This window comes from Streptomyces sp. NBC_00076 (genome assembly GCF_045041235.1).
Taxonomy (GTDB): domain Bacteria; phylum Actinomycetota; class Actinomycetes; order Streptomycetales; family Streptomycetaceae; genus Streptomyces.
In genome coordinates, this window is the sequence record NZ_CP108242.1 from 7,967,015 (window position 1) to 7,992,848 (window position 25,834).

At 71.4% G+C, this 25,834-nt stretch carries 24 protein-coding genes; 14 read left to right on the forward strand and 10 right to left on the reverse strand.

Annotated elements, in window-relative coordinates:
- Positions 1–8 precede the first annotated feature (8 nt).
- The 5 genes from OHA64_RS35915 to argF all read left to right on the forward strand — a co-directional run bounded on the left by OHA64_RS35915 (position 9) and on the right by argF (position 5,748).
- Complete coding sequence (locus OHA64_RS35915; protein ID WP_405624252.1) at positions 9–1,139, forward strand: effector-associated domain 2-containing protein; 1,131 nt, start codon at positions 9–11, stop codon at positions 1,137–1,139.
- 107 nt (positions 1,140–1,246) lie between these two features.
- Positions 1,247–1,477 carry a hypothetical protein gene (locus tag OHA64_RS35920; RefSeq protein ID WP_405620375.1) on the forward strand — a complete coding sequence of 77 codons (231 nt, stop codon included), beginning with the start codon at positions 1,247–1,249 and terminating at the stop codon, positions 1,475–1,477.
- A 72-nt stretch (positions 1,478–1,549) separates the two neighbouring features.
- Positions 1,550–3,328, forward strand: coding sequence for an aKG-HExxH-type peptide beta-hydroxylase (locus OHA64_RS35925; RefSeq protein ID WP_405620377.1), 1,779 nt, complete (start codon positions 1,550–1,552; stop codon positions 3,326–3,328).
- A gap of 106 nt (positions 3,329–3,434) precedes the next feature.
- Positions 3,435–4,658, forward strand: coding sequence for an arginine deiminase (locus tag OHA64_RS35930; protein WP_405620379.1), 1,224 nt, complete (start codon positions 3,435–3,437; stop codon positions 4,656–4,658).
- Between the two features lie 82 nt (positions 4,659–4,740).
- Positions 4,741–5,748 (forward strand): ornithine carbamoyltransferase, encoded by a 1,008-nt coding sequence (gene argF, locus OHA64_RS35935; RefSeq protein WP_405620381.1) that lies wholly within the window; start codon positions 4,741–4,743, stop codon positions 5,746–5,748.
- A 58-nt stretch (positions 5,749–5,806) separates the two neighbouring features.
- On the opposite strand, the gene OHA64_RS35940 is transcribed toward argF, so the two are convergent.
- Positions 5,807–6,265 (reverse strand): ATP-binding protein, encoded by a 459-nt coding sequence (locus OHA64_RS35940; protein ID WP_405620383.1) that lies wholly within the window; start codon positions 6,263–6,265, stop codon positions 5,807–5,809.
- Between the two features lie 375 nt (positions 6,266–6,640).
- Here OHA64_RS35940 and OHA64_RS35945 point away from each other — a divergent pair, with 375 nt between their 5' ends.
- Together OHA64_RS35945 and OHA64_RS35950 are read left to right on the forward strand one after the other, a co-directional pair.
- Positions 6,641–7,468 carry an enoyl-CoA hydratase family protein gene (locus OHA64_RS35945; RefSeq protein WP_405620385.1) on the forward strand — a complete coding sequence of 276 codons (828 nt, stop codon included), beginning with the start codon at positions 6,641–6,643 and terminating at the stop codon, positions 7,466–7,468.
- Positions 7,453–9,837, forward strand: coding sequence for a bifunctional salicylyl-CoA 5-hydroxylase/oxidoreductase (locus OHA64_RS35950; protein WP_405620387.1), 2,385 nt, complete (start codon positions 7,453–7,455; stop codon positions 9,835–9,837). The genes OHA64_RS35945 and OHA64_RS35950 overlap by 16 nt, the downstream gene beginning before the upstream one ends.
- Before the next feature lie 128 nt (positions 9,838–9,965).
- On the opposite strand, the gene OHA64_RS35955 is transcribed toward OHA64_RS35950, so the two are convergent.
- Both OHA64_RS35955 and OHA64_RS35960 read right to left on the reverse strand, forming a co-directional pair.
- Complete coding sequence (locus OHA64_RS35955) at positions 9,966–10,793, reverse strand: PaaX family transcriptional regulator C-terminal domain-containing protein (RefSeq protein WP_405620389.1); 828 nt, start codon at positions 10,791–10,793, stop codon at positions 9,966–9,968.
- Between the two features lie 15 nt (positions 10,794–10,808).
- Positions 10,809–12,425 carry an AMP-binding protein gene (locus OHA64_RS35960; protein ID WP_405620391.1) on the reverse strand — a complete coding sequence of 539 codons (1,617 nt, stop codon included), beginning with the start codon at positions 12,423–12,425 and terminating at the stop codon, positions 10,809–10,811.
- A 148-nt stretch (positions 12,426–12,573) separates the two neighbouring features.
- On the opposite strand from OHA64_RS35960, the gene OHA64_RS35965 reads away from it, so the two are divergent.
- Together OHA64_RS35965 and OHA64_RS35970 are read left to right on the forward strand one after the other, a co-directional pair.
- Positions 12,574–13,803 (forward strand): acyl-CoA dehydrogenase family protein, encoded by a 1,230-nt coding sequence (locus OHA64_RS35965; RefSeq protein ID WP_405620393.1) that lies wholly within the window; start codon positions 12,574–12,576, stop codon positions 13,801–13,803.
- Positions 13,800–14,198: a RidA family protein gene (locus OHA64_RS35970; protein WP_405620395.1), complete on the forward strand. Its 399-nt coding sequence runs from the start codon at positions 13,800–13,802 to the stop codon at positions 14,196–14,198. Before OHA64_RS35965 ends, OHA64_RS35970 begins: the two co-directional genes overlap by 4 nt.
- A gap of 34 nt (positions 14,199–14,232) precedes the next feature.
- Here OHA64_RS35970 and OHA64_RS35975 read toward each other — a convergent pair whose 3' ends face one another.
- Entirely contained in the window at positions 14,233–14,427 is a 195-nt protein-coding gene (locus OHA64_RS35975) for a DUF5999 family protein (protein ID WP_405620397.1), read from the reverse strand.
- A 226-nt stretch (positions 14,428–14,653) separates the two neighbouring features.
- Between OHA64_RS35975 and OHA64_RS35980 the strand changes: the two genes are divergently transcribed.
- The gene (locus OHA64_RS35980) at positions 14,654–15,091 is read left to right on the forward strand and encodes a DUF6299 family protein (RefSeq protein ID WP_405620399.1); all 438 of its coding nucleotides are present in this window, start codon (positions 14,654–14,656) and stop codon (positions 15,089–15,091) included.
- Positions 15,092–15,166: 75 nt separating this feature from the next.
- Here OHA64_RS35980 and OHA64_RS35985 read toward each other — a convergent pair whose 3' ends face one another.
- On the reverse strand, positions 15,167–15,619 hold the full coding sequence (locus OHA64_RS35985; RefSeq protein WP_405620401.1) for a flavodoxin family protein: 453 nt from the start codon (positions 15,617–15,619) through the stop codon (positions 15,167–15,169).
- Positions 15,620–15,947: 328 nt separating this feature from the next.
- On the opposite strand from OHA64_RS35985, the gene kdpF reads away from it, so the two are divergent.
- From kdpF to OHA64_RS36005, 4 genes are read left to right on the forward strand one after another with little or no spacing between them, the layout of a single operon-like run.
- On the forward strand, positions 15,948–16,037 hold the full coding sequence (kdpF, locus tag OHA64_RS35990) for a K(+)-transporting ATPase subunit F (RefSeq protein ID WP_037655415.1): 90 nt from the start codon (positions 15,948–15,950) through the stop codon (positions 16,035–16,037).
- A 32-nt stretch (positions 16,038–16,069) separates the two neighbouring features.
- Positions 16,070–17,770 (forward strand): potassium-transporting ATPase subunit KdpA, encoded by a 1,701-nt coding sequence (gene kdpA, locus OHA64_RS35995; RefSeq protein ID WP_405624254.1) that lies wholly within the window; start codon positions 16,070–16,072, stop codon positions 17,768–17,770.
- A 29-nt stretch (positions 17,771–17,799) separates the two neighbouring features.
- A complete protein-coding gene (gene kdpB, locus OHA64_RS36000; protein ID WP_405624255.1) occupies positions 17,800–19,905 on the forward strand; it encodes a potassium-transporting ATPase subunit KdpB in 2,106 nt (701 codons plus the stop codon).
- 22 nt (positions 19,906–19,927) lie between these two features.
- Positions 19,928–20,596, forward strand: coding sequence for a potassium-transporting ATPase subunit C (locus OHA64_RS36005; RefSeq protein ID WP_405620404.1), 669 nt, complete (start codon positions 19,928–19,930; stop codon positions 20,594–20,596).
- Positions 20,597–20,837: 241 nt separating this feature from the next.
- On the opposite strand, the gene OHA64_RS36010 is transcribed toward OHA64_RS36005, so the two are convergent.
- The 5 genes from OHA64_RS36010 to OHA64_RS36030 form a co-directional block, all read right to left on the reverse strand.
- Positions 20,838–21,575 carry a DUF1775 domain-containing protein gene (locus OHA64_RS36010; RefSeq protein ID WP_405620406.1) on the reverse strand — a complete coding sequence of 246 codons (738 nt, stop codon included), beginning with the start codon at positions 21,573–21,575 and terminating at the stop codon, positions 20,838–20,840.
- A complete protein-coding gene (locus tag OHA64_RS36015) occupies positions 21,512–22,318 on the reverse strand; it encodes a hypothetical protein (RefSeq protein ID WP_405620408.1) in 807 nt (268 codons plus the stop codon). Before OHA64_RS36015 ends, OHA64_RS36010 begins: the two co-directional genes overlap by 64 nt.
- Positions 22,319–22,483: 165 nt before the next feature.
- A complete protein-coding gene (locus OHA64_RS36020) occupies positions 22,484–23,143 on the reverse strand; it encodes a DsbA family protein (protein WP_405624256.1) in 660 nt (219 codons plus the stop codon).
- Positions 23,144–23,211: 68 nt separating this feature from the next.
- The gene (locus OHA64_RS36025; protein ID WP_405620410.1) at positions 23,212–25,251 is read right to left on the reverse strand and encodes a cytochrome c oxidase assembly protein; all 2,040 of its coding nucleotides are present in this window, start codon (positions 25,249–25,251) and stop codon (positions 23,212–23,214) included.
- The gene (locus OHA64_RS36030; RefSeq protein WP_405620412.1) at positions 25,241–25,834 is read right to left on the reverse strand and encodes a copper resistance protein CopC; all 594 of its coding nucleotides are present in this window, start codon (positions 25,832–25,834) and stop codon (positions 25,241–25,243) included. Before OHA64_RS36030 ends, OHA64_RS36025 begins: the two co-directional genes overlap by 11 nt.

Below are 25,834 nucleotides of genomic sequence, written 5' to 3' on the forward strand. Positions count from 1 at the left end.
CCGGCCCCCTGGCGGGCGCCCTTCCGCCGCGGGTGGATCCCGCCCGGGTGCACGCGTTGATCGTCGGCGTCGAGACGTACGACGCCGGTTCCGGCTGGGAGCTGCCGGGGCCCGCCCGGGACGCCGTCGCGTTCCACCGGCTGCTGCGGGCGGCCGGGGTGCCGGACGCCCAACTCCGGCTCCATCTCGCTCCGTTGCCGCCGTACGTACCCGACGTCCCGTACCTGCCCGCCGACCACGCCACCCTGCGCCGGGTCCTCGTCCGTGAACTGCCCGCCGTCCAGGGCGACATCCTGTGGGTCTGGTGGGGCGGCCACGGCGTCCTCGACCGGGCCGGTCGGTTGCGGCTGTTCTGCGCGGACGCCCACGCCGCCGACAAGCTGGGCATCGACCTGGACTCCGCGCTCACCCGGTACACCGGGGACGCGGTGCCCGGCTTCGCCGAGCAGCTGTGGATCGTGGACGCCTGCGAGACCTTCGAGGAGGACCTCGCCTTCCAGGAGCAGTTGCCACCGGACGCGCTGCCCGTGGGGCGGCCGGACCTCGTCCACCGCCAGACCGTGCTGCGGGCCGCCGGGCGGGGCCGGGCCGCCGCCAACGACCCGGTGCGCGCCACCGGGCTGTTCTCCGACGTCCTGCTCGCCCTGCTGGCCGACCGGGCCGCCCTCCTGCCCGCCCCGCCCGATCCGGAGGAACTGTTTCCGGCCGTAAGGACACGCATCGCGGCCCTCAGGGAAGCGGGACGTACTCTGCAGCATCCCGAGATCCAGCTGCGCAGCCCCGAGCGCACGGAGTACCTGGCCCCGGTCGGTCCGGCCGCCGGGACGCGTCCGGTCTCGCCGTTGCAGCGGGCCGTGGAGGCCCTGCTGGCCTACCCGTTGATGTTCGATCCCGTCGAACGGCAGACGGTGGTCGCCACGCTTGACCCGCGGGTCACCGCGATGTTGCCCCGTAACACCAAGGCCCGCACGGATGCCGCCGGCATACTCAACTGGCTGGCCCGGTACCACCCTGACGCGTTGTGGGAGCTGTTCGACGCGGTGGTCGCCGTCGATGACGACCCCGGACGCAAGGACGAACTGGGCGTCGCGCTACGTGAGTTCGCGGCCTCGGTGAGGCGGCCGCGCGATCGGAAATGATCGAGTGGCGTGATCGTACGGTTTTCGACCCGGGCTGGAATGGCCATGATGGAAATGGGACACGGCCACGGGGCATCGCGTGCCACCGTGCGAGAAGGGGGACCATCTTGTTGGACCAGCCGCCCGCGCTGCGTCACGCCGAGGCAGCGGTACATCAGTCGGCCGCCGTTGCCGGGACCGACGTATGGGAGTCGGACCTGGCGGACGTCGCGGCACTGCCCTTGACCGCCGTGGACGGGCTCGCCCCGCTCGGCCCCACCGCGCGCCTTCTCGAGGAGGTCCTGCGCCCCCGGAGCAGTACCAAGGGGGGAGGTGAGCCCGGAGGCCGCGCCGAGTAGCCGATCGTCCGCTTCGACGGCAGGGCCCGGCCGGGTCCCCGTATGTCCGCCCACACACGGAGGTTCCCGGGAATGTCCAGCGAGCCGCGCCCTGCCCCGTTCCGGATACCCGAGGGGATCTTCGCGGAACTGGCCGCCGGCGGCGGCTCCGCGGCGGCCGTCGGGTTCCTCGTACGGGCGGAGCGGGCGCGCCGACTGCTGCTCCTGCGCACGCTGCTGGACCGGCTCGGGCCGCTGTCCACGCCGCTGACCCCGGCCGCCGAGGCCTGGCAGGCCCTGAAGGAGGCGGCCGCGCGGGCACCCGAGCCGGTCGACCGGCTGCTGCTCGCCCCCGCGACCGGCGGCTGGATCGCTCACCTGCTGCGGCGGACCCACGGCACGGCGACGGGCCCGCCGCTGTGGGCGGAGGCCGGTCACCTGTGCGCCCTGGCCGCGGCGGCGTCCCTGCGGGCCGGCACCCGCACCGACCTCGAAGTCCCCCTCTCCGACGGCTGCCTGGCCCTCCCCGGTCTTGGCCTGGCCCGACTCCCCGACGCCGAACCCGGGTTGACGGTGGGCCACGCCCGCACCGACGATGGACGACTGACCCTCACGGGACCGGCCCGCGACGGCGGCACCAGGACGCTGACGGTGCGTCCGGCCACGGAGCCACTGGAGGGCGAGACAGTCCCGGGCCGGGGATTCGCGCCGTCGGTCGGGGAGGACCTCGCTGACCACGGGCAGCCGTACGCCGCCTGGCTGCCCCTGCGCACGCTCACCCACTCCACCCCCACCGGATCCGTCGCCATTCCCCTCGACGACCTCGGCCCCTACCGCGACCTCGACGACCCGCTGCCGCCGGCCCGGCTGGACCCGGACGAGGCCGAGGCATGGCAGCGGCTGTTCGAGGAGGCCGCCGTGTTGCTCGCCGAGCCGGGCGGCAGCGGGCCCGGCCGGTTCGACCCGGCCGCGATCGGCGCCGTGGTGCCCTGGGGCAGCACCAGCACCGTGCCGCCCGCCCCGCCGACCGTGCAGGTCTCCGCGTCCAGTGGTGACTCCTTCGGCGCCATGGTGATCGCCCGGCCCTCCTCGGCGCTCGCCCTCGCCGAGACGCTCGTCCACGAGTTCCAGCACAGCAAGCTGGCTGCCCTCCTGCACCTCTTCCCGTTGCTCGACGACGACCGGCGGGAGCGCTACTACGCCCCGTGGCGCGCCGACCCGCGCCACCTCACCGGCCTGCTGCACGGCGCCTACGCCTTCACCGGCGTCGCGGGCTTCTGGCGGGACCGCCTGGCGGCCGCGCGGGACGACCGGACGGGAACCCGGGACGACGGCGCGGCCGAGCCGGCCGGCTACCACTTCGCCCTGCGACGTCTGCAGGCCCGGCTCGTGGTCCGCACCCTGCTCGCCGAGGGCCGTCTCACCCCGCAGGGCCGCGCCCTGGTGTCCGGCCTCGCGGGCACCCTGGACGGCTGGCTGCGCGAGCGGGTCCCTCCGGCATCCCTCGCCCGAGCCCGTACGGCCGCCGCGCTGCACCGCACCGAGTGGCGGCTGCGCAACGTGGTCCCGGCCACCGACCCCGACCACCCGCCGGACAGTCCCCGCTTCCGCCCCGACCGCACCCCCTGGCCGGACGTGCGCACCCACGCCTTCGCCACCCGCCCCACCGCCCCGTGCACCGGCGACGAGCACCTCGCCGCCGGGAACCCGGCGGCCGCCCTCGCCCGATACGCCGACGAGTTGACCGCCGACCCGGCCGAACCGCACACCCTGGCGGGCTGGATCGTCGCCCGAGCCGCCCTGGACCCGGGCCGCGCCGCCCGCCGCATGCTGGCCCGTCCGGAACTGCTCGCCCCCCTGCCGAGCGGCTGACCGGGCCCGACACCCGCATCGCTTGTCGTCATGCCGACGAAAACAAGACGTCCCCGAAACGCGCGACAAACGGGTGAACGCGACCGCGGATGGTCAGGATGGAGGCATGGGATTCCATGTCGACTCCGAAGCCGGGCGGCTGCGCCGCGTCATCCTGCACCGGCCGGATCTGGAGCTCAAAAGGCTCACCCCCAGCAACAAGGACGCTCTGCTCTTCGACGACGTGCTGTGGGTGCGCCGGGCGCGCGCGGAGCACGACGGGTTCGCCGACGTGCTGCGCGACCGCGGGGTCGCCGTGCACCTCTTCGGCGACCTGCTCACCGAGTCCCTGGAGATCCCGGCGGCCCGCGGGCTCGTCCTGGACCGGGTCTTCGACGAGAAGGAGTACGGCGTCCTCGCCACCGACCACCTCCGGGCGGCGTTCGAGACACTGCCCGCCGCCGAACTGGCCGAGGCGCTCGTCGGCGGCATGACCAAGCGGGAGTTCCTGGAAGCGCACGAGGAGCCGACCTCCGTGCGCTTCCACGTCATGGAGCTCGACGACTTCCTGCTGGACCCGCTGCCCAACCACCTCTTCACCCGGGACACCTCGGCCTGGATCTACGACGGCGTCTCCATCAACGCGATGCGCTGGCCGGCCCGGCAACGGGAGACCGTGCACTTCGAGGCGATCTACCGGCATCACCCGCTGTTCCGGGAAGAGACGTTCCGGCTCTGGTCCGAGGGGCAGGCCGACTACCCGTCCACCATCGAGGGCGGGGACGTCCTCGTGATCGGCAACGGCGCCGTCCTCATCGGCATGAGTGAGCGCACGACCCCGCAGGCCGTCGAGATGCTCGCCCACAAGCTGTTCGACGCCGGGTCCGCGCAGTCGATCGTGGCGCTCGACATGCCCAAGCGCCGTGCCTTCATGCACCTCGACACGGTGATGACGATGGTCGACGGCGACACCTTCACCCAGTACGCGGGCCTCGGCATGCTCCGCTCGTACACCATCGAACCGGGCGTCGGCGAGAAGGAACTCAAGGTCACCGACCATCCGCCGGAGCACATGCACCGAGCGATCGCCGCTGCTCTCGGGCTGAACGCGATCCGGGTACTGACCGCCACCCAGGACGTGCACGCCGCCGAGCGCGAGCAGTGGGACGACGGCTGCAACGTCCTCGCCGTCGAGCCGGGCGTCGTCGTGGCCTATGAACGCAACGCCACGACCAACACCCACCTGCGCAAGCAGGGCATCGAGGTGATCGAGATCCCGGGCAGCGAGCTGGGACGCGGGAGAGGCGGCCCGCGCTGCATGAGCTGCCCGGTCGAACGGAGTGCCGTATAGGCGGACGGGCGTCTGTATAAAAATGCTGAACGTCGTATAGACTTCCGAGGGTTCCTGTCACTGCACCTCTGGAGACGCCCTCATGGCGACAGTTCCGACCGCCCTCGCCGGCCGCCACTTCCTCAAGGAGCTGGACTTCACCGGGGAGGAGTTCCGCGGTCTGATCGAGCTGGCCGCCGAGCTGAAGGCCGCCAAGAAGGCCGGAGCCGAGACGCGGTACCTGCGCGGCCGGAACATCGCGCTGATCTTCGAGAAGACCTCGACGCGCACCCGCTGCGCGTTCGAGGTCGCCGCCGCCGACCAGGGCGCGTCGACGACCTACCTCGACCCGTCCGGCTCGCAGATCGGGCACAAGGAGTCCGTGAAGGACACCGCGCGCGTACTGGGACGCATGTACGACGGCATCGAGTACCGCGGGGACAGTCAGCAGAAGGTGGAGGAGCTGGCCGCCTACGCGGGCGTGCCCGTCTACAACGGTCTGACCGACGACTGGCACCCCACGCAGATGCTCGCTGACGTGCTCACGATGACCGAGCACACCGCCAAGCCGCTCACCGACATCGTCTTCGCCTACCTCGGCGACGCCCGCTTCAACATGGGCAACTCCTACCTGATCACCGGTGCCCTGCTCGGCATGGACGTCCGCATCGTCGCACCCCAGGCGTACTGGCCCGCCGACGAGATCATCGGCCGCGCCCGCAAGCTCGCCGAGGCCAGCGGCGCCCGCATCACCCTCACCGAGAAGGTCGACGAAGGGGTCCAGGGCGCCGACTTCGTCGCCACCGACGTCTGGGTCTCCATGGGTGAGCCCGCCGAGGTCTGGGACAAGCGGATCGCCGCCCTCTCCCCGTACGCCGTGACCATGGACGTCCTGCGCGCCACCGGTAACCCGGACGTGAAGTTCCTGCACTGCCTGCCGGCCTTCCACGACCTGGGCACCAAGGTCGGGCAGGAGATCTTCCGGACCCACGGACTGGAGTCCCTGGAAGTGACCGACGAGGTCTTCGAGTCGGCCCACTCGGTCGTCTTCGACGAGGCGGAGAACCGGCTGCACACCATCAAGGCGGTCCTGGTCGCCACGCTGGCCTGAGCGGAGTTCGCGCCTGAGTGGAGCTCGCGTCTGACTGAAACTTGAGCGGCGTCGGCTCCTAGACGGGACGCCGCTGGGGCGGCACCGTCGGCAGCCTGAACCACACCGCCTTGCCGGACTCGGTCGGGCGGTGACCGCAGGACGAGCTGAGCGTGCGGATCAGCAGCAGGCCTCGCCCGTGCTCCTGCCAGGGGTCGGGCTCGATGTCCACCGGAAGCGTGAGATTGCCGGGAGGCACCGGGTCCGCATCGTGCACCTCGACCTGGCAGCCGGTCGGCAGCAGCTCCACCACGAGCTCGATCGGCGCGTCCCCGGTGGTGTGCTCCACGGCGTTCGCCACCAGCTCCGCCGTCAGCAGCTCAGCGGTGTCGCGGTCGGCCCCGTGGCTCAGCTCCGCCAGCGCGGTGCGCACCAGGGCACGGGCCACCGGCACCGCAGCGGCTGAGTGCGGCAGTGCGATGCGCCAGGAGGCGGAGGCCGAGGGGGAGGGGCGTTCGTGCAAGGCGGGTCCGTTCATGAGCAGGCTGTCCTGCTTTCAACCTTATGAATGGTAACGGCGCGCCCGGCGGAGGCGTCCGACGGGCACCGTGCGGGACCTTCGGCCCCCTGCCGGGCGGCTTACCCGGGTGAACGCCCCGCCTCGCACGTCTGCTCCCGCCGTTACCGGTATGTGGACGAGTCGTGACGGCTGTGACGCGGCCGGGTCACATCCGGAAGGTCCGCCTCGAGGGCCAAAGGCCAAAGGCCAAAGGTGTAAGGCGTAGGGCGTAGGGCGTACGGCATATCGCGCACTCGTGACGACAGTCACGGATGAGTGATAGCTTCGAAGGGTAGAGCCCTAGAGCCGCCCACTGAGGCAGTGCCCGCCGCTCCAACGAGGAGGCCGCACCTCGTGAGTCCCTTCATCGGCTCCGCCGCCCGCACCCCGCGCTGGGAGCATCTCCGCGTCGACCTCGCCGACGGGGTCGCCACCGTCACCCTGGCCCGCCCAGACAAACTCAACGCGCTCACCTTCGGCGCCTACGCCGACCTGCGCGACCTGCTCGCCGAGCTGTCCCGGGAACGGTCCGTGCGGGCCCTGGTGCTGGCGGGGGAGGGGCGCGGCTTCTGCTCCGGCGGCGACGTCGACGAGATCATCGGGGCCACCCTGGCCATGGACACCGCCCAGCTCCTCGACTTCAACCGGATGACAGGACAGGTGGTGCGGGCGGTACGGGAGTGCCCCTTCCCGGTGATCGCGGCCGTGCACGGCGTGGCGGCGGGCGCGGGCGCGGTGCTGGCCCTGGCTGCGGACTTCCGGGTCGCCGACCCCACGGCGCGCTTCGCCTTCCTCTTCACCCGGGTCGGACTCTCCGGCGGCGACATGGGCGCCGCCTATCTGCTGCCCCGGGTCGTCGGCCTCGGCCACGCGACCCGGCTGCTGATGCTCGGCGAGCCGGTGCGGGCGCCCGAGGCCGAGCGGATCGGCCTGATCAGCGAGCTGACGGACGAGGGGCAGGCGGACGAGGCCGCCCAGGAGCTGGCTCACCGCCTGGCCGAGGGCCCGGCCCTCGCATACGCCCAGACGAAGGCCCTGCTCACGGCCGAGCTGGACATGCCGCTCGCCGCAGCGGTGGAGCTGGACGCCTCGACCCAGGCACTGTTGATGAACGGCGAGGACTACGCCGAGTTCCACAAGGCCTTCCAGGAGAAGCGCTCTCCCAAATGGAGCGGACGGTGACCGCACTCACCCCAGGGGCGCGGGTCAGTGCCGACATGCGGCTCCGCCGCGGGGAGCGACCAGCCGCGGACTCGCACCAGCCGATGACGACCAGCCGTCCCCTACGAGTCGCGATCATCGGCGGCGGCCCGGGGGGCCTGTACGCGGCGGCGTTGCTCAAACGCCTCGACCCCGACCGCGAGATCACCCTCTGGGAGCGCAACGCCCCCACCGACACCTTCGGCTTCGGAGTGGTCCTCTCCGACGAAACCCTGGGCGGCATAGAACACGCCGACCCGGTCGTCTACGGGGCCCTGCAGCAACACTTCGTCCGCTGGGACGACATCGACATCGTTCACCGAGGCACTCGCCACACCTCCGGCGGACACGGCTTCGCCGCCCTGGGCAGACGCCGGCTCCTGGAGATCCTGCACGAACGCTGCCGCTCGCTCGGCGTGCAGCTGCGGTTCCGTTCCGAGGCGCCGTACCCGGCCTGGCTCACGGAGACCCACGACCTCGTCATCGCCGCCGACGGTGTGCACAGCACCACCCGCGAGGCCTACGCCCCTGTGTTCCGGCCCCATGTGGCCGCCCACCAGTGCCGCTATGTCTGGCTGGCCGCCGACTTCGCCTTCGACGCCTTCCGCTTCGAGATCGCCGAGACCGAGCACGGCGTGATGCAACTGCACGCCTATCCGTACGCGGCCGACGCCTCCACCGTGATCGTCGAGATGCGGGAGGAGGTGTGGCGGGCGGCCGGGTTCGCGGAACTCGACGAGCACGAGTCTGTGGAACGCTGCGCCAAGATCTTCGCGGACGCGCTCGGTGGCAGGCCGCTCAGGTCCAACAGGCCGGCCTGGACCACGTTCCGTACGGTGGTCAACGAGCGGTGGTCGCACGGCAACCTGGTGCTCCTCGGCGACGCCGCCCACACCGCCCACTTCTCCATCGGCTCCGGCACCAAACTCGCCGTCGAGGACGCGCTGTCCCTGGCCGCCTGCCTGGAGGAACAGCCGTCACTGGAGCGGGCGTTGGCGGCCTACCAAGCGGAACGGCGTCCCGTCGTCGCCTCCACCCAGCGCGCTGCCCGCGCCAGCCTGGAGTGGTTCGAGAACCTCGGCCTCCATCTCGGCCAGCCGCCCCGCCAGTTCGCCTTCAACCTGCTCACCCGCAGCCGCCGCGTCACCCATGACAACCTGCGGCTGCGTGACCCCCACTTCACCGAGGCCGTGGAGCGGGAGTTCGGCTGCCCGCCCGGGACGCCTCCGATGTTCACCCCGTTCCGGCTGCGCGGTCTGACCCTGCGCAACCGGGTCGTCGTCTCGCCCATGGACATGTACTCCGCCACCGACGGCCTCCCCGGCGACTTCCACCTCGTCCACCTGGGTGCACGTGCACTCGGCGGGGCCGGCCTGGTGATGACCGAGATGGTGTGCGTGTCCCCCGAGGGCCGGATCACGCCCGGCTGCACCGGCCTCTACACCGGCAGGCAGGCCGAGGCCTGGAAACGGATCACCGACTTCGTGCACGCGCAGGCGCCCGGCAGCGCGATCGGCGTACAACTCGGCCACAGTGGGCGCAAGGGCTCGACCAGGCTGATGTGGGAGGGTACGGACGAGCCCCTTCAGGACGGCAACTGGCCGCTCGTGGCCGCCTCCCCGATCCCGTACAAGCCCTCCGGTCAGACGCCGCGTGCACTCACTCGCGCCCAACTCACCGATATCCGTGAACAGTTCGCCTCGGCCGCCCGGCGGGCCGCCCGCGCGGGCTTCGACCTGCTCGAACTGCACTGCGCCCACGGCTATCTGCTCTCCGGATTCCTCTCTCCGCTGACCAACCTCCGCACCGACGCCTACGGCGGCTCACTGGCGCGGCGGCTGCGTTTCCCGCTGGAGGTCTTCGACGCCGTACGCGGAGCGTGGCCGCAGGAGAAACCCCTGACCGTCCGGATCTCCGCCACCGACTGGGCCGAGGGCGGCACCACGGCCCAGGACGCCGTCGAGATCGCCCGGGCCTTCGCCGCGCACGGCGCCGACGCGATCGACGTCTCGACCGGTCAGGTGGTGGCCGACGAACGGCCGGAGTTCGGGCGGTCGTACCAGACGCCGTTCGCCGACCGGATCCGCCACGAGGCGGGCGTCCCGGTGATCGCGGTCGGCGCGATCTCCTCCTGGGACGACGTCAACTCGCTGATCCTGGCCGGGCGTACGGACCTGTGCGCGCTGGCCCGCCCGCACCTCTACGACCCGCACTGGACGCTGCACGCGGCGGCCGAGCAGGGATACGACGGGCCGGGTACCGGCTGGCCCGCGCAATACGGGGCGGGCAGCCGACCGCCCCGGACGGGGCGCACGGACGTACCCAAGTCCCGGCTGACACTGGGGACTTGAGGCGGGTTTCGCCGCTACGGATGCACGAGCGACGCGGAGACCGGCCGACGCCCCGCACGTCGGTGTCGAGGCCCGCGCCCAAGGACCCGAGGCGCGCGGAGAGGAAGACGCGGATCTCGTCCGGGAACTCACGCACCCTCGGCGCGCACGCCGACGAACGCCGCCCCCGCGTCGCGCAGCCGCTCGTGCAGTCCCCGGAACACCGCCGCCGACCTGCCACCCGGCCAGCCCTCCGGCAGCAACGAGGCCGGCAGGCCGGGGTCGGCGTAAGGGAGGTGGCGCCAGGAGTCCAGGGCGAGGAGGTAGTCGCGGTACGCCTCCTCGGGCGGGGTGTCCGTGCGCCGCTCCCATTCGCGCAGCACACGCGCGTGATCGTCGAGGAACACCTCGTGCTCCTTGGCGATCGCGGCCAGGTCCCACCAGCGGGCGACCGCCTCCAGGGTCGGCGCGAAGCCGAGGTGCTCGCCGCGGAAGAAGTCGACGTACGGATCGAGCCGCAGCCGCTCCAGGGTGTGCCGGGCCTCCTCGTACAGCCATGCGGGGGCGAGCCACACCCCGGGTGCCGCCGTGCCGAAGCCGAGACCGGCCAGACGCGAACGAAGCACATGCCGTTTCTGCCGCTCCGACTCCGGCACGGAGAACACGGCGACCACCCAGCCCTCGTCCTCCTCGGACGGTGTGCCGTAGATACGCCGGTCACCGTCGTCGAGCAACTGGCGGGCGTCCGGCGACAGTTCGTATCCGGCCGCGCCCTGCGCCGTGCGCGCCGGCAGGAGCAGCCCGCGCCGTTTGAGCCGGGACACCGACGAGCGTACGGAGGGGGCGTCCACTCCGACCGCGGCGAGCAGTCGGATCAGCTCGGCGACGGGCACCGGGCCGGGCGCGAAGCGGCCGTAGGCGCCGTAGAGCGTGACGATGAGAGACCGGGGTGCATGGTGGTCGGACACGTTGATCATCTTAGGTCGTCGGTATCATGGCTGGTCACTGTGGGTGCCACCTTCGTCGCCGGATGCGGTGCGCAGCCTGAACCGCTGGAGCTTGCCGGTAGCCGTGCGCGGCAGCGCGTCCAGCAGGACGATCTCGCGAGGGCACTTGTAGGGCGCCAGTTCGGACCTGACGAAGGCGCGCAAGGACTCGGTGTCCCGTGCGGCGCCCTCCTCGAGGACGACGTAGGCCACCACGATCTGCCCGCGTGTCTCGTCGGACCGGCCCACGACGGCCGCCTCCGCCACGTCCGGGTGCCGCAGCAGGGCGTCCTCGACCTCCGGTCCGGCGACGTTGTACCCGGCCGAGATGATCATGTCGTCGGCGCGGGCGACGTACCGGAAGTAGCCGTCGGGCTCGCGGACGTAGGTGTCGCCGGTGAGGTTCCAGCCGTCGCGCACGTACTCCCGTTGCCGCGAGTCGGCGAGATACCGGCAGCCGACCGGCCCGCGCACGGCCAGCAGACCGGGTTCGCCGTCGGGCACCGGCTCGCCGCTCTCGTCCTGCACGCGCGCCTGCCATCCCGGAACGGGGACTCCGGTCGTCCCGGGCCTGATCCGTTCGTCGGCGGCGGAGACGAAGATGTGCAGCAGTTCGGTGGCGCCGATGCCGTTGATGATGCCGATACCGGTCCGCTCGTGCCAGGCCCGCCAGGTGGCGGCGGGCAGGTTCTCGCCGGCGGAGACGCAACGCCGCAAGGACGAGGTGTCGTGCCCGGCGAGTTCGCCGAGCATCGCGCGGTAGGCCGTGGGCGCGGTGAACAGGACCGAGACCCGGTGCTCGGCGATCGCGGGCAACAACTGCCTGGGCCCCGCCTGTTCGAGGAGGAGGGCGCTCGCGCCGGCCCGCATCGGGAAGACCACCAGGCCGCCCAGCCCGAAGGTGAAACCGAGCGGGGGACTGCCGGTGAAGACATCGTCGGGGTGTGGCCGGAGCACATGGCGCGAGAAGGTGTCCGCGATCGCCAGCACATCCCGGTGGAAGTGCATACAACCCTTCGGGCGACCCGTGGTGCCGGAGGTGAAGGCGATCAGCGCGACGTCGTCGGCGGCGGTCCGCACGGCGGGGTACGGCTGTTCGGGTGTCCTGCGGCGCAGCAGGTCGTCGGGGGCGTCACCGCCGTAGGCCGTGATCCTGAGCCCCGGGATCTCGGCCTTGGCGAGGTCGTCGAGGGCACGGATGTCGCACAGGGCGTGCCGCACCTGGGCGATCTCGCACATCGTGCTCAGCTCGTGCGGGCGCTGCTGGGCCAGCACGGTGACGGCGACCCCGCCCGCCTTCAGCACCGCCAGCCAGCAGGCGGCCAGCCAGGGGGTGGTGGGGCCGCGCAGCAGGACACGGTTGCCGGGGACGATCCCGAGGTCGCGGGTGAGGGTGTGCGCGATGCGGTCGACGCGGGCGCGAAGGTCGCCGTACGTCCAGGTCCCGCCGGAGGGCGTGTGGAACACCGGTCGGTCCGCGGCCGGCCCGGCGAGAAGGTCGGCGGCACAGTTCAGACGAGCGGGGTAGTCCAGCTCCGGCAGGTCGAAGCGGAGCTCCGGCCACTGGTCGGGGGGCGGGAGGTGGTCGCGCGCGAAGGTGTCGACGTGGGCCGAGGGGTTCATGGCGGTTCGCCCCCTTGCCTTGTGGGCATCGGTGGTGGGCATCCCGGGCGGGTTCGCGCAACGAGCGTATCGTGTTGGTGACGGCAGTCAACGGTACGCGATACCGTCGGGGGAGTGACCGCCCAGCCGCGGGGAGAGAGGACCGGCGATGCCCGCATTCTCGCTCGAACCAGCACAGGCCGCCCGGGGTGCGGAGCTGCGTGCCCTGGCCGCGGACCGGCTGCGCCCCCTGGCGGAGAAGGGCGAGCCGGGTCACGTCAACCGTCCGCTCGTCGCCGAACTCGGCCGACTCGGCCTGCTGGCCCGTCTGTTCACCTCCGGCGCCCTCGACCTCTGTCTGATGCGCGAGTCCCTCGCACACGGCTGCACCGAGGCCGAGACCGCCCTCGCCCTCCAGGGCCTGGGCGCCCATCCCGTCCACGCCCACGGCACCGGGGCCCAGCGTGAACGCTGGCTGCCCAAGGTGGCCGACGGCACCGCGGTGGCGGCGTTCGCCCTGAGCGAGCCGGGGGCGGGATCGGACGCGGCGGCGCTGTCACTGCGGGCGGAACCGGGACCCACCGACAGCGCTAGGCCCGCCACCGGCACGGGGCCCGCCGACAGTGCGAGGCCCGCCACCGACGCAGGGCCCGTCGCATCCCTCGACGCCGAGCCGGACGGCCCCGCCCGCTGGCGGCTCACCGGGGAGAAGTGCTGGATCTCCAACGCCCCCGAGGCCGACTTCTACACCGTCTTCGCCCGCACCACCCCCGGTGCCGGAGCGCGCGGTGTCACCGCCTTCCTGATCCCCGCCGACCGACCGGGACTGACCGGCACCGCCCTCGACATGCTCTCCCCGCACCCCATCGGCAGCCTCGACTTCGACGCCGTCCCGGTGACGGCCGACGACGTCCTCGGCGAGCCCGACCGCGGCTTCAGGGTCGCGATGAGCACCCTCAACCTCTTCCGCCCCAGCGTCGGCGCCTTCGCGGTCGGCATGGCACAGGCCGCCCTGGACGCGACACTCACCCATACCGCCCGACGGGACGCGTTCGGCGGCAAGTTGAGGGACCTCCAGACGGTCGCCCACCAGGTCGCGGAGATGGCACTGCGCACCGAGGCGGCCCGCCTGATGGTGTACGCGGCGGCGACGGCGTACGACGAGGGCGCACCGGACGTCCCCCGGCGCGCGGCGATGGCGAAGCTGCTCGCCACCGAGACCGCACAGTACGTCGTCGACGCGGCCGTCCAACTGCACGGCGCCCGCGCCCTGCGCCGTGGCCACCTCCTCGAACACCTCTACCGCGAGGTGCGTGCCCCACGCATCTACGAGGGCGCGAGCGAAGTCCAACGCGGCATCATCGCCAAGGAGTTGTACGCGAGCCTGGAGGACCGGTGACCACCGAGCGCATCAACCCGCCCGAACTCTCCCCGCCCACCGGCTTCTCCCACGCGGTCGTCGCCACCGGCTCCCGGACGGTGTTCCTGGCGGGCCAGACCGCCCTCGACGTCAACGGCAAGGTCGTCGGCGACAGCCTGCCCGAGCAGTTCGAGCGGGCGCTCACGAATCTGTTGACCGCGCTGCGAGCGGCGGGCGGCACACCCTCCGACCTCGCCCGCGTCACCGTCTACGCCACGGACATCGCCGCCTATCGCATCCACGCACCCGAACTGGGCCGCATCTGGCGGGAGTTGGCGGGCCGCGACTATCCGGCCATGGCGGTCGTGGAGGTCGTACGGCTGTGGGACGAGCAGGCGACGGTGGAGCTCGACGGCTTGGCTGTGCTGGCGTAGCTGCGCCTGCGCCTGTGAACCTGCCGGGCCATGGTCAGGCGGCGATCGTCAGCCGCTCCACGGGCACCCGGTGCGGGGCCACGATCCGGCCGTCCGGCAGCAGCTCGCCGGTGTCGTCGAAGACGATCGCGCCGTCGCAGAGCAGGTTCCAGCCCTGCTCGGGGTGGGCGGCGACGACGTGCGGGGCCGGGCTGTCGGCTGCGTGTGTCGAGGACTGGTGGGAACACATGGCGCACCTCCACGTCGGTAGGACCATCAGATCGGGTCCGTATGAACAGACCATCCTCTCGTCGTGAACTGATCGGAACGGCCCGCCGCGAAGCGTGACAACACGCGGACAACACCCGGACGGTTCCACGACCGTCGGTGCGGACTCGCCACCGAAGGGGTGACGATCACGGCTGTGGACGCTTATGCCCGGTACCAGTGGGGGCCCCACTTCAGGAGGTCTTCTCATGACTCTGCGCCATGTCCTCGGTGCCGCCGCCGGCGCCGCACTGCTCCTGTCGGCCGCGCCCGCGGCCTTCGCCGCCCCGCCGGCTCCCGACGCCCCGTCGGAGACCGTGACGGTCGACCCGACCGGACGTATCGCGTCCGACGGCAAGGTCACCGTCTCCGGCACCTACCGCTGCACCGCCGGCACCGGCCCGGTGCTCGTGAGCTCGTCCGTCGACCAGCCCTCCTCGCCCGTCCGCCACAGCATCGGAGGCAGCCGTGCGGTGTGCGACGGCCAGGAGCACACCTGGCAGAACAGCGGTAGGCCGTTTCGTGCGCTGCGCCCCGGGGCGGCGCACGTCGAGGTGACCCTGATGGAGCTGCACCCGCAGGGCGGCCTGCCGCTGCCCCTGTTCCACGCGGCCCAGCGGCAGGACATCACGCTGATCGAGGGCTGATGGAAGCCTGAAGGCTGATGAAGGCTGACCGCTGCGTCAGCCTTCAGCCGGTCAGCCGGTCAGCCGGTCAGCCGGTCAGCCGGTCAGCCCCGCGGCGACCGTGGCGCCCAGTTCCCAGCACGCCTCCACGTCCGCCTTGCCGGGCTCGCCCGTCACGGTCACGGCCTCGGCGGCCCGCCGCCAGCCGAGGCCCGTCGTGATCGCCTCGATGCCGCGGACCGCTCCGGTGACGTCGTTGCCGCCGTGCACGTAGTAGCCGAACGGGCGGCCCCGCGTCGTATCGAGGCACGGGTAGTAGACCTGGTCGAAGAAGTGCTTCAGCGCGCCGGACATGTAGCCGAGGTTCGCCGGCGTGCCGAGCAGCAGTCCGTCGGCGGCGAGCACGTCGGACGCCGTGGCGGCCAGCGCGGCCCGCCGCACGACGCGGACGCCCTCGATCTCCGGGGCCGTCGCACCGGCCACGACGGCCTCGAACAGTGCCTGGCAGTTCGGGGAGGGCGTGTGATGCACGATCAGCAAGGTAGCCACCCTCCTACCCTGTCACGACCCGTCACGGGCGGACGCGAATCCGCAGCGGGCGGTCGGCGGGGCGGTCGAGGGCCACGCCGGGCACGGCCTCCAGCCGGGGCCGGCCGCGGCGGAACGCGTCGGCCGTATGAGTTCCGTCAAGGGCGTACGGGCTGCCGTAAGGGACCCGTCAACGACGGCTGAATCCGGCCGGAGAGGGGTTTTGATCGAACTGTCCGTTCGATCCGCCCCTCATCTAGGAGCTCGCGATGGCCGACCTGGCCTTCGTCGTCACCACGATCGCGGTGTTCGCGCTGGTGGCCCTCGTCGCCAAGGGGGTGACGAAGCTGTGACCGCCGAGAACATCGCCGGCCTCGTCGTGGCCGTCGCCCTGCTGGGCTATCTCGTCCTCGCCCTGATCTTCCCGGAGAGGTTCTGACGATGACATCAGCTGCCACCGCAGCGGGTGGTATGGGTCCCGTACTCGCCGGTGTGCTCCAGCTGCTCGCGCTCATGGCGGCGCTGGCGCTCGCCTACGTCCCCCTTGGCACCTACATGGCCAAGGTCTACTCCTCCGACAGGCACTGGCGCGTCGAGAAGTGGATCTACAAGGGCATCGGCGCCGACCCGGACACCGAGATGCGCTGGCCCGCGTACCTGCGCGGTGTCCTGGCCTTCTCGGCCGTGAGCGTGCTCTTCCTCTACCTGCTCCAGCGGCTCCAGGGCCACCTGCCCGGCTCGCTCGGCTTCAAGGCGATCGACCCGGACCAGGCGTTCAACACGGCCGCGTCCTTCGTCACCAACACCAACTGGCAGTCGTACTACGGCGAGCAGGCCATGGGCCACGTCGTGCAGACCGCCGGTCTGGCCGTGCAGAACTTCGTCTCGGCGGCCGTAGGTATAGCCGTGGCGGTGGCGCTGGTACGAGGCTTCGCCCTCACGCACTCTCGGCTTCGCTCGAGCGGGGGGACCCCCATCCGCACCGGCGAACTGGGCAACTTCTGGACGGACATGGTGCGCGGTGTGACCCGCATCCTGCTGCCGCTCTCCGTCCTCGCCGCGATCGTGCTGGTCGCCTGCGGCGCCATCCAGAACTTCTCCGGCATCCACGAGATCGGGCAGTTCATGGGCGGGCACCAGCAGTGGAACGGTGGCGCGGTCGCCTCACAGGAGGCCATCAAGGAGATCGGCACCAACGGCGGCGGTTACTTCAACGCCAACTCCGCCCACCCCTTCGAGAATCCGACCCCGTTCACGAACCTCTTCGAGATCTTCCTGCTGCTGGTCATCCCCTTCGCGCTGACCCGCACCTTCGGCATCATGGTCGGTTCCGTCAAGCAGGGTTACGCGATCCTCGCCACCATGGCCACCATCTGGGTCGGCTTCGTCGCGCTCATGATGTGGACCGAGTTCGCGCACCACGGCCCGGCGTTCGACATCGCGGGCGGTGCGATGGAGGGCAAGGAGACCCGTTTCGGGCTCGGCGCCTCGTCGATCTTCGCGGTGTCGACGACGCTGACCTCGACCGGAGCGGTGGACTCCTTCCACTCGTCCTTCACCGGTCTGGGCGGCGGCATCACCATGCTGGGCATGCAACTGGGGGAGATCGCGCCCGGCGGTACCGGCTCCGGTCTCTACGGCATGCTGGTCATGGCGATCATCGCGGTGTTCATCGCCGGCCTGATGGTCGGCCGAACCCCCGAGTATCTGGGCAAGAAGATCGGCACCCGCGAGATCAAGTTCGCGGCCTGCTACATCCTCATCACTCCGGCGCTGGTGCTCGTCCTCACCGCCGCGGCGATGGCGCTGCCCACCCCGGGCCACTCGATGACCAACAGCGGCGCGCACGGATTCTCCGAGATCCTGTACGCCTACAGCTCGGCCGCGAACAACAACGGTTCGGCTTTCGCCGGGCTGAACGCGGACACGCAGTGGTTCAACAGCACCCTGGGACTGGCCATGCTGCTCGGACGCTTCCTGCCGATGGTGTTCGTGCTGGCGTTGGCCGGGTCGCTCGCCGAGCAGAAGCCGGTACCGGCCACCGCGGGCACCCTGCGCACCGAGAAGCCGCTGTTCACGGGCCTGCTGGTGGGCGCGATCCTGATCATCACCGGTCTGACCTACTTCCCGGCGCTGGCGCTGGGTCCGCTCGCCGAGGGGCTGGCGTCATGAGCACCGACGTAACGAATCAAGAGGACTCGATGTCCACAGCCACCCCGACCCGGGTGCCGCACAGTGACCTGCCGACCGGCCACAAGCCCTCAGAAGCGCGCGTCGGCGCCGGACTGTTCGATCCCAGGCAGCTGCTCAGGTCGCTGCCCGACGCGGTCCGCAAGCTGGATCCGCGGGTGATGGTCAAGTCGCCCGTGATGTTCGTGGTGCTCGTCGGCTCGGTGCTGACGACGGTGTTCTCCTTCAAGGACCCCGGTGACTGGTTCGGGTGGGCGATCAGTGCCTGGCTGTGGCTGACCGTGGTCTTCGCCAACCTGGCGGAGGCGGTCGCCGAGGGCCGCGGCAAGGCGCAGGCGGACACCCTGCGCAAGGCCAAGACCGACACCGTGGCCAGGCGTCTCGAGGGCTCCGACGGCTCCGCGGAGGAACAGGTCGCCGGAACCGAACTGCGCGTCGGTGACCTGGTCGTCTGCGAGGCGGGTGACATCATCCCCGGCGACGGTGACGTCGTCGAGGGCGTCGCCTCGGTCGACGAGTCGGCGATCACGGGGGAGTCGGCGCCGGTGATCCGGGAGTCGGGCGGCGACCGGTCGGCCGTCACCGGCGGGACGAAGGTCCTCTCCGACCGCGTCGTCATCAAGATCACGACGAAGCCCGGCGAGACCTTCATCGACCGCATGATCGCCCTGGTCGAGGGCGCGGCCCGGCAGAAGACGCCGAACGAGATCGCGCTGAACATCCTGCTGGCCTCGCTGACGATCGTCTTCCTGCTGGCGGTGGCGACCCTGCCGCCGTTCGCGGACTACGCGGGTACCCATCTGACGATGGTCGTGCTGGTGGCGCTGCTGGTCTGCCTCATCCCGACCACGATCGGCGCGCTGCTCTCCGCGATCGGTATCGCGGGCATGGACCGGCTCGTGCAGCGCAATGTGCTCGCCATGTCCGGCCGGGCCGTCGAGGCCGCCGGTGACGTGTCGACCCTGCTGCTCGACAAGACCGGCACCATCACGCTCGGCAACCGGCAGGCGGCGGAGTTCGTGCCTGTGCGCGGCACCACGGAGGCCGAACTCGCCGACGCCGCCCAGCTCTCCTCACTGGCCGACGAGACGCCCGAGGGCCGCTCCATCGTCGTCCTGGCGAAGGAGAAGTACGGCCTGCGCGAGCGCCACCAGGGAGAACTCACCGGCGCCGAGTGGATCGCCTTCACCGCGCGGACCCGGATGTCGGGCGTGGACGTCGACGGGCGCGAGATCCGCAAGGGAGCGGCCGGTTCGGTCGTCGCCTGGGTCCGGGAGCGGGGCGGCGAGGTGTCCGAGGACACCGGAAGACTCACCGACCGGATCTCGGAGGCGGGCGGGACGCCGCTGCTCGTGGCCGTCGAAGACACCGAGGGCGCACGGGTGTTGGGTGTCATCCACCTCAAGGACGTCGTCAAGGCGGGCATGCGGGAGCGGTTCGACGAGCTGCGCCGGATGGGCATCAGGACCGTCATGATCACGGGCGACAACCCGCTGACGGCCAAGGCGATCGCCCAGGAGGCCGGAGTCGACGACTTCCTCGCGGAGGCCACCCCCGAGGACAAGATGGCCCTCATCAGACGGGAGCAGGCGGGCGGCAAACTGGTCGCGATGACCGGTGACGGTACGAACGACGCGCCGGCGCTGGCCCAGGCCGACGTGGGGGTGGCCATGAACACCGGTACCTCGGCCGCCAAGGAGGCCGGGAACATGGTGGACCTGGACTCCAACCCGACCAAGCTCATCGAGATCGTCGAGATCGGCAAGCAACTCCTCATCACCCGGGGCGCGTTGACGACGTTCTCCATCGCCAACGACGTGGCGAAGTACTTCGCGATCATCCCGGCGCTGTTCGCGGCGGTCTACCCGGGCCTGGACAAGCTCAACATCATGCACCTGGCCTCGCCCGACTCCGCGATCCTCTCCGCGGTCGTCTTCAACGCGCTGATCATCATCGTGCTGGTGCCGCTGGCCCTGCGGGGCGTGCGATACCGCCCGATGAGCGCCGACCGGATGCTCCGCCGCAACCTCGGGATCTACGGCATCGGCGGACTGATCGCCCCGTTCATCGGCATCAAGATGATCGACCTGCTCATCTCCCTCATCCCCGGGCTGTAATTCCTCGAAAGCGTTGATCACCATGAACAACTCGGTCATGAACACCGCCCGGTTGCTCTGGGCCGGCCTGCGAGCCCTCCTCGTGCTCACCGTGGTCACGGGCATCCTCTACCCGCTCGCCGTCACCGGCGTCGCCCAGGCGATCTTCCCCGGCAAGGCGAACGGCTCGGAGATCAAGGCGGACGGCAAGGTCGTCGGCTCCTCCCTGATCGGACAGTCCTACGACCTCCCGCTGAAGAAGGGGCAGGAGACCCCGGAGCCCGACCTGAAGTGGTTCCAGGGGCGCCCGCAGAACGGCCTCGGCACCAACAGCGTCAACACCCGGTACAAACTGATCCTGTCCGGCGCCACCAACCGTTCCGGTGACGACAAGGACCTGATCGCCTGGGTGACCGCCGCCAAGAAGGCCGTCATCAAGGACAACTCGGTGAACGGCTACACGGTCGGGCCCTCCGACGTACCCGCCGACGCGGTGACCTCCTCAGGCTCCGGCCTGGACCCGGACATCTCCCCGACGTACGCCGACCTCCAGGTCCACCGGATCGCCGAGAGGAACGGCCTGTCCGTCGCCCAGGTGCGGAAGCTGGTCGACGAGCACACCGACGGCCGTACCCTCGGCTTCATCGGCGAACCACGCGTCGACGTCCTCGAACTCAACATCGCGCTCAAGGCCCTCGTGGCGAAGAGCTGAGGGCTTGCATGGGCCATGCGGGAGCCGAGCCACCGTCATTGGTCGCCCGGCGGCCGACGGCTCCCTGGACGGGAGGACACCGGCTCTCATCAATGCCCCTGCCCCCCGGCGAGTCGGTAGTCGCGGATGACAGGAGAACGTAGGGCGGTCATGGTGGCCCCTTTCGAAGACGGCTACCGCTACGACGCCGGTCGGCCCGACAACGTTCGGACCGACCGGCGTCGCTGCCGCCTTCGGGTGGTCAGCTCTGTGACGCCGCGCCGCGCCGCCGCACCAGCCACCAGGCACCGCCACCGAGAACGGCCAGCACCACGAGGACCCCGCCGATGATCACGCCGGTCGAGGTGCCGTCGTCCGTGTCCGCGGCGTCGGCGTCGGAGCCCGCGGCCGCGACGTCCGACTCGGTGGCCGACGGGGCCGAGCTGGGAGCCGCGCTCTTTGTCGCGCTGGGGCTGGGGCTGGGGCTCACCGGCTTGGCACCCGGGGCCGCCGCCTTCAACTTGAGTACCGGCGCGGGCTGTTCGGGCTCCGCACCGCCGCTGGGCAGCTCGATCCAGCGGGAGACCTCGCCGTCGCTGTAGGTCTCGACCGTCTTGAAGGCGATCTCCTTCGCGTCCGGCAGCTGCCGGACCTTGATCTTGTGCTCGGCGTCGACGCCGGTTTTCAGAGCCGGCCCGGCGAGGCTGTAGCCGTCGCCGGTGGCCTTCAGCTTCCAGCCCTTGGGGGCCTCGTCGAGGGTCACGTCACCGGGAGCGATGCCTTCGGGCAGTACGACGCGCAACTCGGTGAAGCCCGCCGAGTCGGACTCGGCCTCGGACACGAAGCTGAGGGTGACGTTCTCGGCCAGGGCCTGCGAGGTGTCGGCCTCGACCTCCGCGTGCGCGGCGGCCGGTGCGGCCAGGGCGAGGGTGGCCGTCAGCGCGGCGGCACCGACGAGAGCTGTGCGACGGGCGACGCGGGCCGCCGGGCGGATGGACATGGACACAGGGGAACTCCTTGCTGGTACGGGAAGAACCGGTCCCGTAGCCGCCGGGACCGGGTGACGGACTGGAGGTGCGCCCGTCGCGGTGGGCCCCTGCGCACCACCGAGTGCTCCAGTACGTCGTCCCATGCTGGTGCCGCTGTCTCGAACGAGGAGTCCGGCCCTCTGTCGGGCAGCGCGGACACCGGCCTGCCCGGGGCGCGGATCGGCCGCCGCAGCGTCTGGGCCAGGGCCTCCACGGCCGCCCTGGCCAGGGTGCCGAGCACGCCGAGCGCGGCCGTCATCCGGGCGTCCGCCCGCTGCAGCAGCCAGGCCACGACCAGCGCGGCCACCACATGGACGAGCGTCATCGCCGCCCCGGCGTGATGCCAGGCGTGGCCGTCGCCCGCCCCCTTGGTGCCGTGCCCGGCGTGCGGCGCGTGCCCCAGCCCGCCCGCCCCCATGTCGCCGTCCGTGAACGACAGCACGACATGCAGCAGGCCCTGCGTCGCCAGCGTGCAGGCGACGGTGGCGGCCGGCGTGTAGCGACGGCGCGCCAGCGGCCAGACGGCCGCGAACTGGGCGACGACCATCACACCCGCCAGTCGCCAGGGCACCGTGCCCTCGGCGATCGCGTGATGACCGAAGGTCGCGAGCACGGTGCCGAGCACGGCGAACAGGCCGGCCCGCGCGCACGTTCCCGCGCGGCTGGCCCGGCCTGTTGCCGGCATCTGGTGTCCGGTCACGTGGTCACGCGGCACGGTCGTCCATCATTCCCTACCGAGTGCCTTGGCCAGCCCCTCCGACGTCCGGTTGGCGAGGTCGTATACGTCAGGTCGGGCGGGGCTGTTCAAAGGGGCTGTTCAAAGAGGCAGGACTGGTCGTTCAGATACTGCAGCCCCGCTGCCCCGCTGCCTTCCACTTCGTCAGTCGGACAGCCGGTCCTCGATGAGCGCCTTGAACGCCCCGTAGGAGCCGGGGGTTTGGATCCTGGTGCCGTCGACGACGAACGTCGGTGTGCCCCGCACGTCCAGGGCGAGGCCGTCGCGCTGGTCGTCCTGGACGCGTCCGGCCACCTCCGGGTCGGCGAGGTCGGCGTCGAACTTAGCTATGTCCAGGCCGAGTTGCCTGGCGTATCCCCGGAATACGGACTGCTTCCACTCCTGCGACTCGCCCCACTCCTTCTGGGTGCTGAAGAGCTTGGTGTACATCTCCTCGAACCTGCCCTGGCGGGCGGCGGCTTCGGCGGTGCGGGCGGCGAGTTCGCCGTTGCGGTGGCCGGGCATGGGGAAGTAGGGGGCGACGAAGGTGACCCGGTCGCCGTACTCCTCGCGCAGCTTCTCCACGACCGGGTACATCGCCCCGCACGCCTCGCACTCGAAGTCCAGGAACTCGACGACGGTGAGCTCGCTCTTCCTCGGCTCCGTCAGGCGGTGGCTGGACGCCCGCACCGGCAGTGCCTCGGCGGCCGGCCGCACGTCCAGGCCGCCGCTGCCCCGGTCGTCCGGGGCGAGCAGCAGGTAGGAGCCGATGGCGGCGGCGAAACCGGCCACGAGGACGGCAGCGACGATCAGGTGCTTCTTCACCCTGTTCAACTCGCCCAGCTTGTTCGAGTTATTCGAATTATTCAGCTTGTTCCGCTTGTTCGGATTGTTCATGATTCCTCGGTGGTACGGGAGTCGGCGGGGCGCCGGTCGCGGGCGTGCAGGCTCGCCAGGTAGGCGTTGTAGGCGGCGAGCGGGTCTTTGCCATCGGCGCGGTCGATCTGCCGGTCGACGCGGCGGGCCTCGCGCTGGTCCGAGCGGACCCACTGGACGGCCAGGATGATAGTGGTGATCAGGACGGGGATGTCGCCGGTGGCCCAGGCGATGGCCCCGGCGTCGTACTGGTCGTCCATCGCGAACTCGACCCCCGGCCGCTCCAGCAGCGACCACCAGCCCTCGCCGATCAGCGCGGTCGAGCTCATCAGCGAGATGCTGAACCAGGAGTGGAACGGCATCGTCAGGATCAGCACGAACAGCCGGCCCAGGTGCGGCGGGCGGCGCGGGCCGGGATCGATGCCGATGACGACCCAGAAGAACAGCAGTCCGACGGCCAGGAAGTGCACCAGCATGACCATGTGGCCGAGGTGGCTGCGCATCAGCGTCTCGAACAGTGAGGTGTAGTAGACGACGAAGGCGCTGCCGATGAACAGCAGCCCCGCGACCACCGGATGCGAGACGACCTTCACGTACCGGCTGTGCAGCAGCTTCATCAGCATCTCGCGCGGCCCGTCCGGTTCCCCCTTCGGAGCGGCGGGCAGGGCGCGCAGGGCGAGCGTGGCCGGGCCGCCCAGGACGAGCAGGATCGGCACCGTCATGGCGAGGATCATGTGCTGGCCCATGTGCACGCTGAACAGCACCTTGCCGTACACGGCCAGCCCGCTCATCGTCGCGAGCACGGTCACCGCAAGGCCCAGCAGCCAGGAAACCGTCCGCCCGACAGGCCATTTGTCGCCCCGCGCGCGCAACTTCCGTACCCCGGCCAGGTACAGGAGCGCGGCGGCCGCCGTGCCGAACGCGAACAGCGGGTCGAAGTGCCACCGCGTGAACAGCGGCGTCCACGGGAAGTCGCCGAGCGGCGGCGGCATGGCGAAGCCCAGCAGCTCCTCGGTGGGCGAGAGCGGAGCGCCATCGGCGTCCGGGGCGGGGGTCCGAGACAGGCCGACCGCGAGGCCGACAGCCGTGGCCATGAGGAGGAGTTCACCCGCGGCGAGCCGTACGAATCCCCGCCACCGGCCATCCTTCAGGAGGGGCAGGGTCCGGCGCCGATGCCACCAGCCGATGCCGCCCAGAACGGCGAGTGCCACCGCCTTGGCGAGCACCAGCAGCCCGTACCGGCTGTCGAACACGTCACCCGGGGACGGGAACCGGACCGCGGCGTTGACGATGCCGCCGGCCGCGACCGCGAGCAGTGCCCACGCGGCGAGCGGGCTGAAGCGCCGTACGGCGTCCGCCGCCCGCTCCTCTCGCCGCGCGGCCACGATCAGGACGAAGACCAGCCCACCGACCCACACCGCCACTCCGACCAGGTGCAGCGCGAGGCCGGTGACGGCGGCGTCGTGGTTGCCCGCCGCCGAGGAGTGCCCGGTGAAGGCGGGCGGCAGTAGCCCGGCGACCGCGAGGACGAGCGCCGAACGGGCCCAGCGTGCAGTCCCGATGCCCACGCACACAGTGGCGATCACGCCCGCGGCGGCCGCCATCAGCGCGTACGAGCGTCCCTGGGCGTCCGTGGCGACGAAGTCCGCCACTACGGCGGGTGACGCCACCTCTCCGACCGGCTGGGCGAACAGGTCCGACAGCGTGAACACCAGCGCGGCGGCCGACGCCACGGCCCACAACGCGGCAGCCGCGGCAGCCCAGTTGAGATAGCGCAGCTGGGTCCGGCCGAGCTTCTTGCCGCCCGGCAGCAGCACCACGACCAGCAGCAGCGCGCCGACGGTGGCCACAGCGGCCGCGTCCACGACGGTACGGGTCACCGGCAGGCCCCATGCGGTCAACGCACCGGCGTCCGGGATCCCGGGGATCTCGACCGCGGTGCCGCCCCCGGCCCACACCGCGAGGGCCGTGACGACGACGGCGAGGCCGACCGCCCCGGCCAGCAGGAACGGCAGCCGCGGCAGGCGCCCGGCCCCGGAGGTGGTCTCAGTGGCCATGGCCGGCTCGCCTCCGCCGGGCGGCGTACGCGCCCACGGCTGCCACGGCCAGCACCCCGGCACCGACGAGGACGGGGGCGCTGGCACCGGACGATCCCGCATCACCCGTGTCCGGTTCGGACGTCTGGCCGGCGCGGGGAGTCACGGCAGCGGCCGACTCGGAATCACGCGGCGACGGACCGGGACGGCCGGGGTCGGCGAGAGTGAAGGTGTACGAGCCCGAGACGGGATGGCCGTCCGCGGAGACGACCCGATACCCCACCGTGTACCGCCCGGGACGCGAGGTGGCGTCGAGCGCGAGCCCGACCTCCTTGCCGGAGGCCTGCGGCTCGCCCGTGGCGGCCGACTTCCCGTCCGGGCCGGTGACGGCGACCTTGGCGTACTTCTGGGCCATCGCGTCGCTGAAGGTCAGCGTGACGCTTGGGGGCAGCCCGGCGAGCGTGGAGTTCGCGCCCGGGCTGCGGGTGTCGAGCTCGGTGTGGGCCGCGGCCTGCGGGGCGGCGACGGCCAGGGCCGCCAGGGCGGCTGGCAGAACGAGGGTGCGTGCCGTCGTGCGGACGGCACGCCGTTCGGTGACGTGCAT

Excerpts from the sequence above, each read along its gene's own strand:
- OHA64_RS36010 (WP_405620406.1), bottom strand. The coding sequence starts at position 21,575 with ATGTCCATCCGCCCGGCGGCCCGCGTCGCCCGTCGCACAGCTCTCGTC.
- OHA64_RS35925 (WP_405620377.1), top strand. The coding sequence starts at position 1,550 with ATGTCCAGCGAGCCGCGCCCTGCCCCGTTCCGGATACCCGAGGGGATC.
- kdpB (WP_405624255.1), top strand. The coding sequence starts at position 17,800 with ATGTCCACAGCCACCCCGACCCGGGTGCCGCACAGTGACCTGCCGACC.
- argF (WP_405620381.1), top strand. The coding sequence starts at position 4,741 with ATGGCGACAGTTCCGACCGCCCTCGCCGGCCGCCACTTCCTCAAGGAG.
- OHA64_RS35950 (WP_405620387.1), top strand. The coding sequence starts at position 7,453 with ATGGAGCGGACGGTGACCGCACTCACCCCAGGGGCGCGGGTCAGTGCC.
- kdpA (WP_405624254.1), top strand. The coding sequence starts at position 16,070 with ATGGGTCCCGTACTCGCCGGTGTGCTCCAGCTGCTCGCGCTCATGGCG.
- OHA64_RS35965 (WP_405620393.1), top strand. The coding sequence starts at position 12,574 with ATGCCCGCATTCTCGCTCGAACCAGCACAGGCCGCCCGGGGTGCGGAG.
- OHA64_RS35980 (WP_405620399.1), top strand. The coding sequence starts at position 14,654 with ATGACTCTGCGCCATGTCCTCGGTGCCGCCGCCGGCGCCGCACTGCTC.
- OHA64_RS36030 (WP_405620412.1), bottom strand. The coding sequence starts at position 25,834 with ATGCACGTCACCGAACGGCGTGCCGTCCGCACGACGGCACGCACCCTC.
- OHA64_RS35975 (WP_405620397.1), bottom strand. The coding sequence starts at position 14,427 with ATGTGTTCCCACCAGTCCTCGACACACGCAGCCGACAGCCCGGCCCCG.
- OHA64_RS35960 (WP_405620391.1), bottom strand. The coding sequence starts at position 12,425 with ATGAACCCCTCGGCCCACGTCGACACCTTCGCGCGCGACCACCTCCCG.
- OHA64_RS35940 (WP_405620383.1), bottom strand. The coding sequence starts at position 6,265 with ATGAACGGACCCGCCTTGCACGAACGCCCCTCCCCCTCGGCCTCCGCC.
- OHA64_RS35930 (WP_405620379.1), top strand. The coding sequence starts at position 3,435 with ATGGGATTCCATGTCGACTCCGAAGCCGGGCGGCTGCGCCGCGTCATC.
- OHA64_RS36025 (WP_405620410.1), bottom strand. The coding sequence starts at position 25,251 with ATGGCCACTGAGACCACCTCCGGGGCCGGGCGCCTGCCGCGGCTGCCG.
- OHA64_RS35955 (WP_405620389.1), bottom strand. The coding sequence starts at position 10,793 with ATGATCAACGTGTCCGACCACCATGCACCCCGGTCTCTCATCGTCACG.
- OHA64_RS36005 (WP_405620404.1), top strand. The coding sequence starts at position 19,928 with ATGAACAACTCGGTCATGAACACCGCCCGGTTGCTCTGGGCCGGCCTG.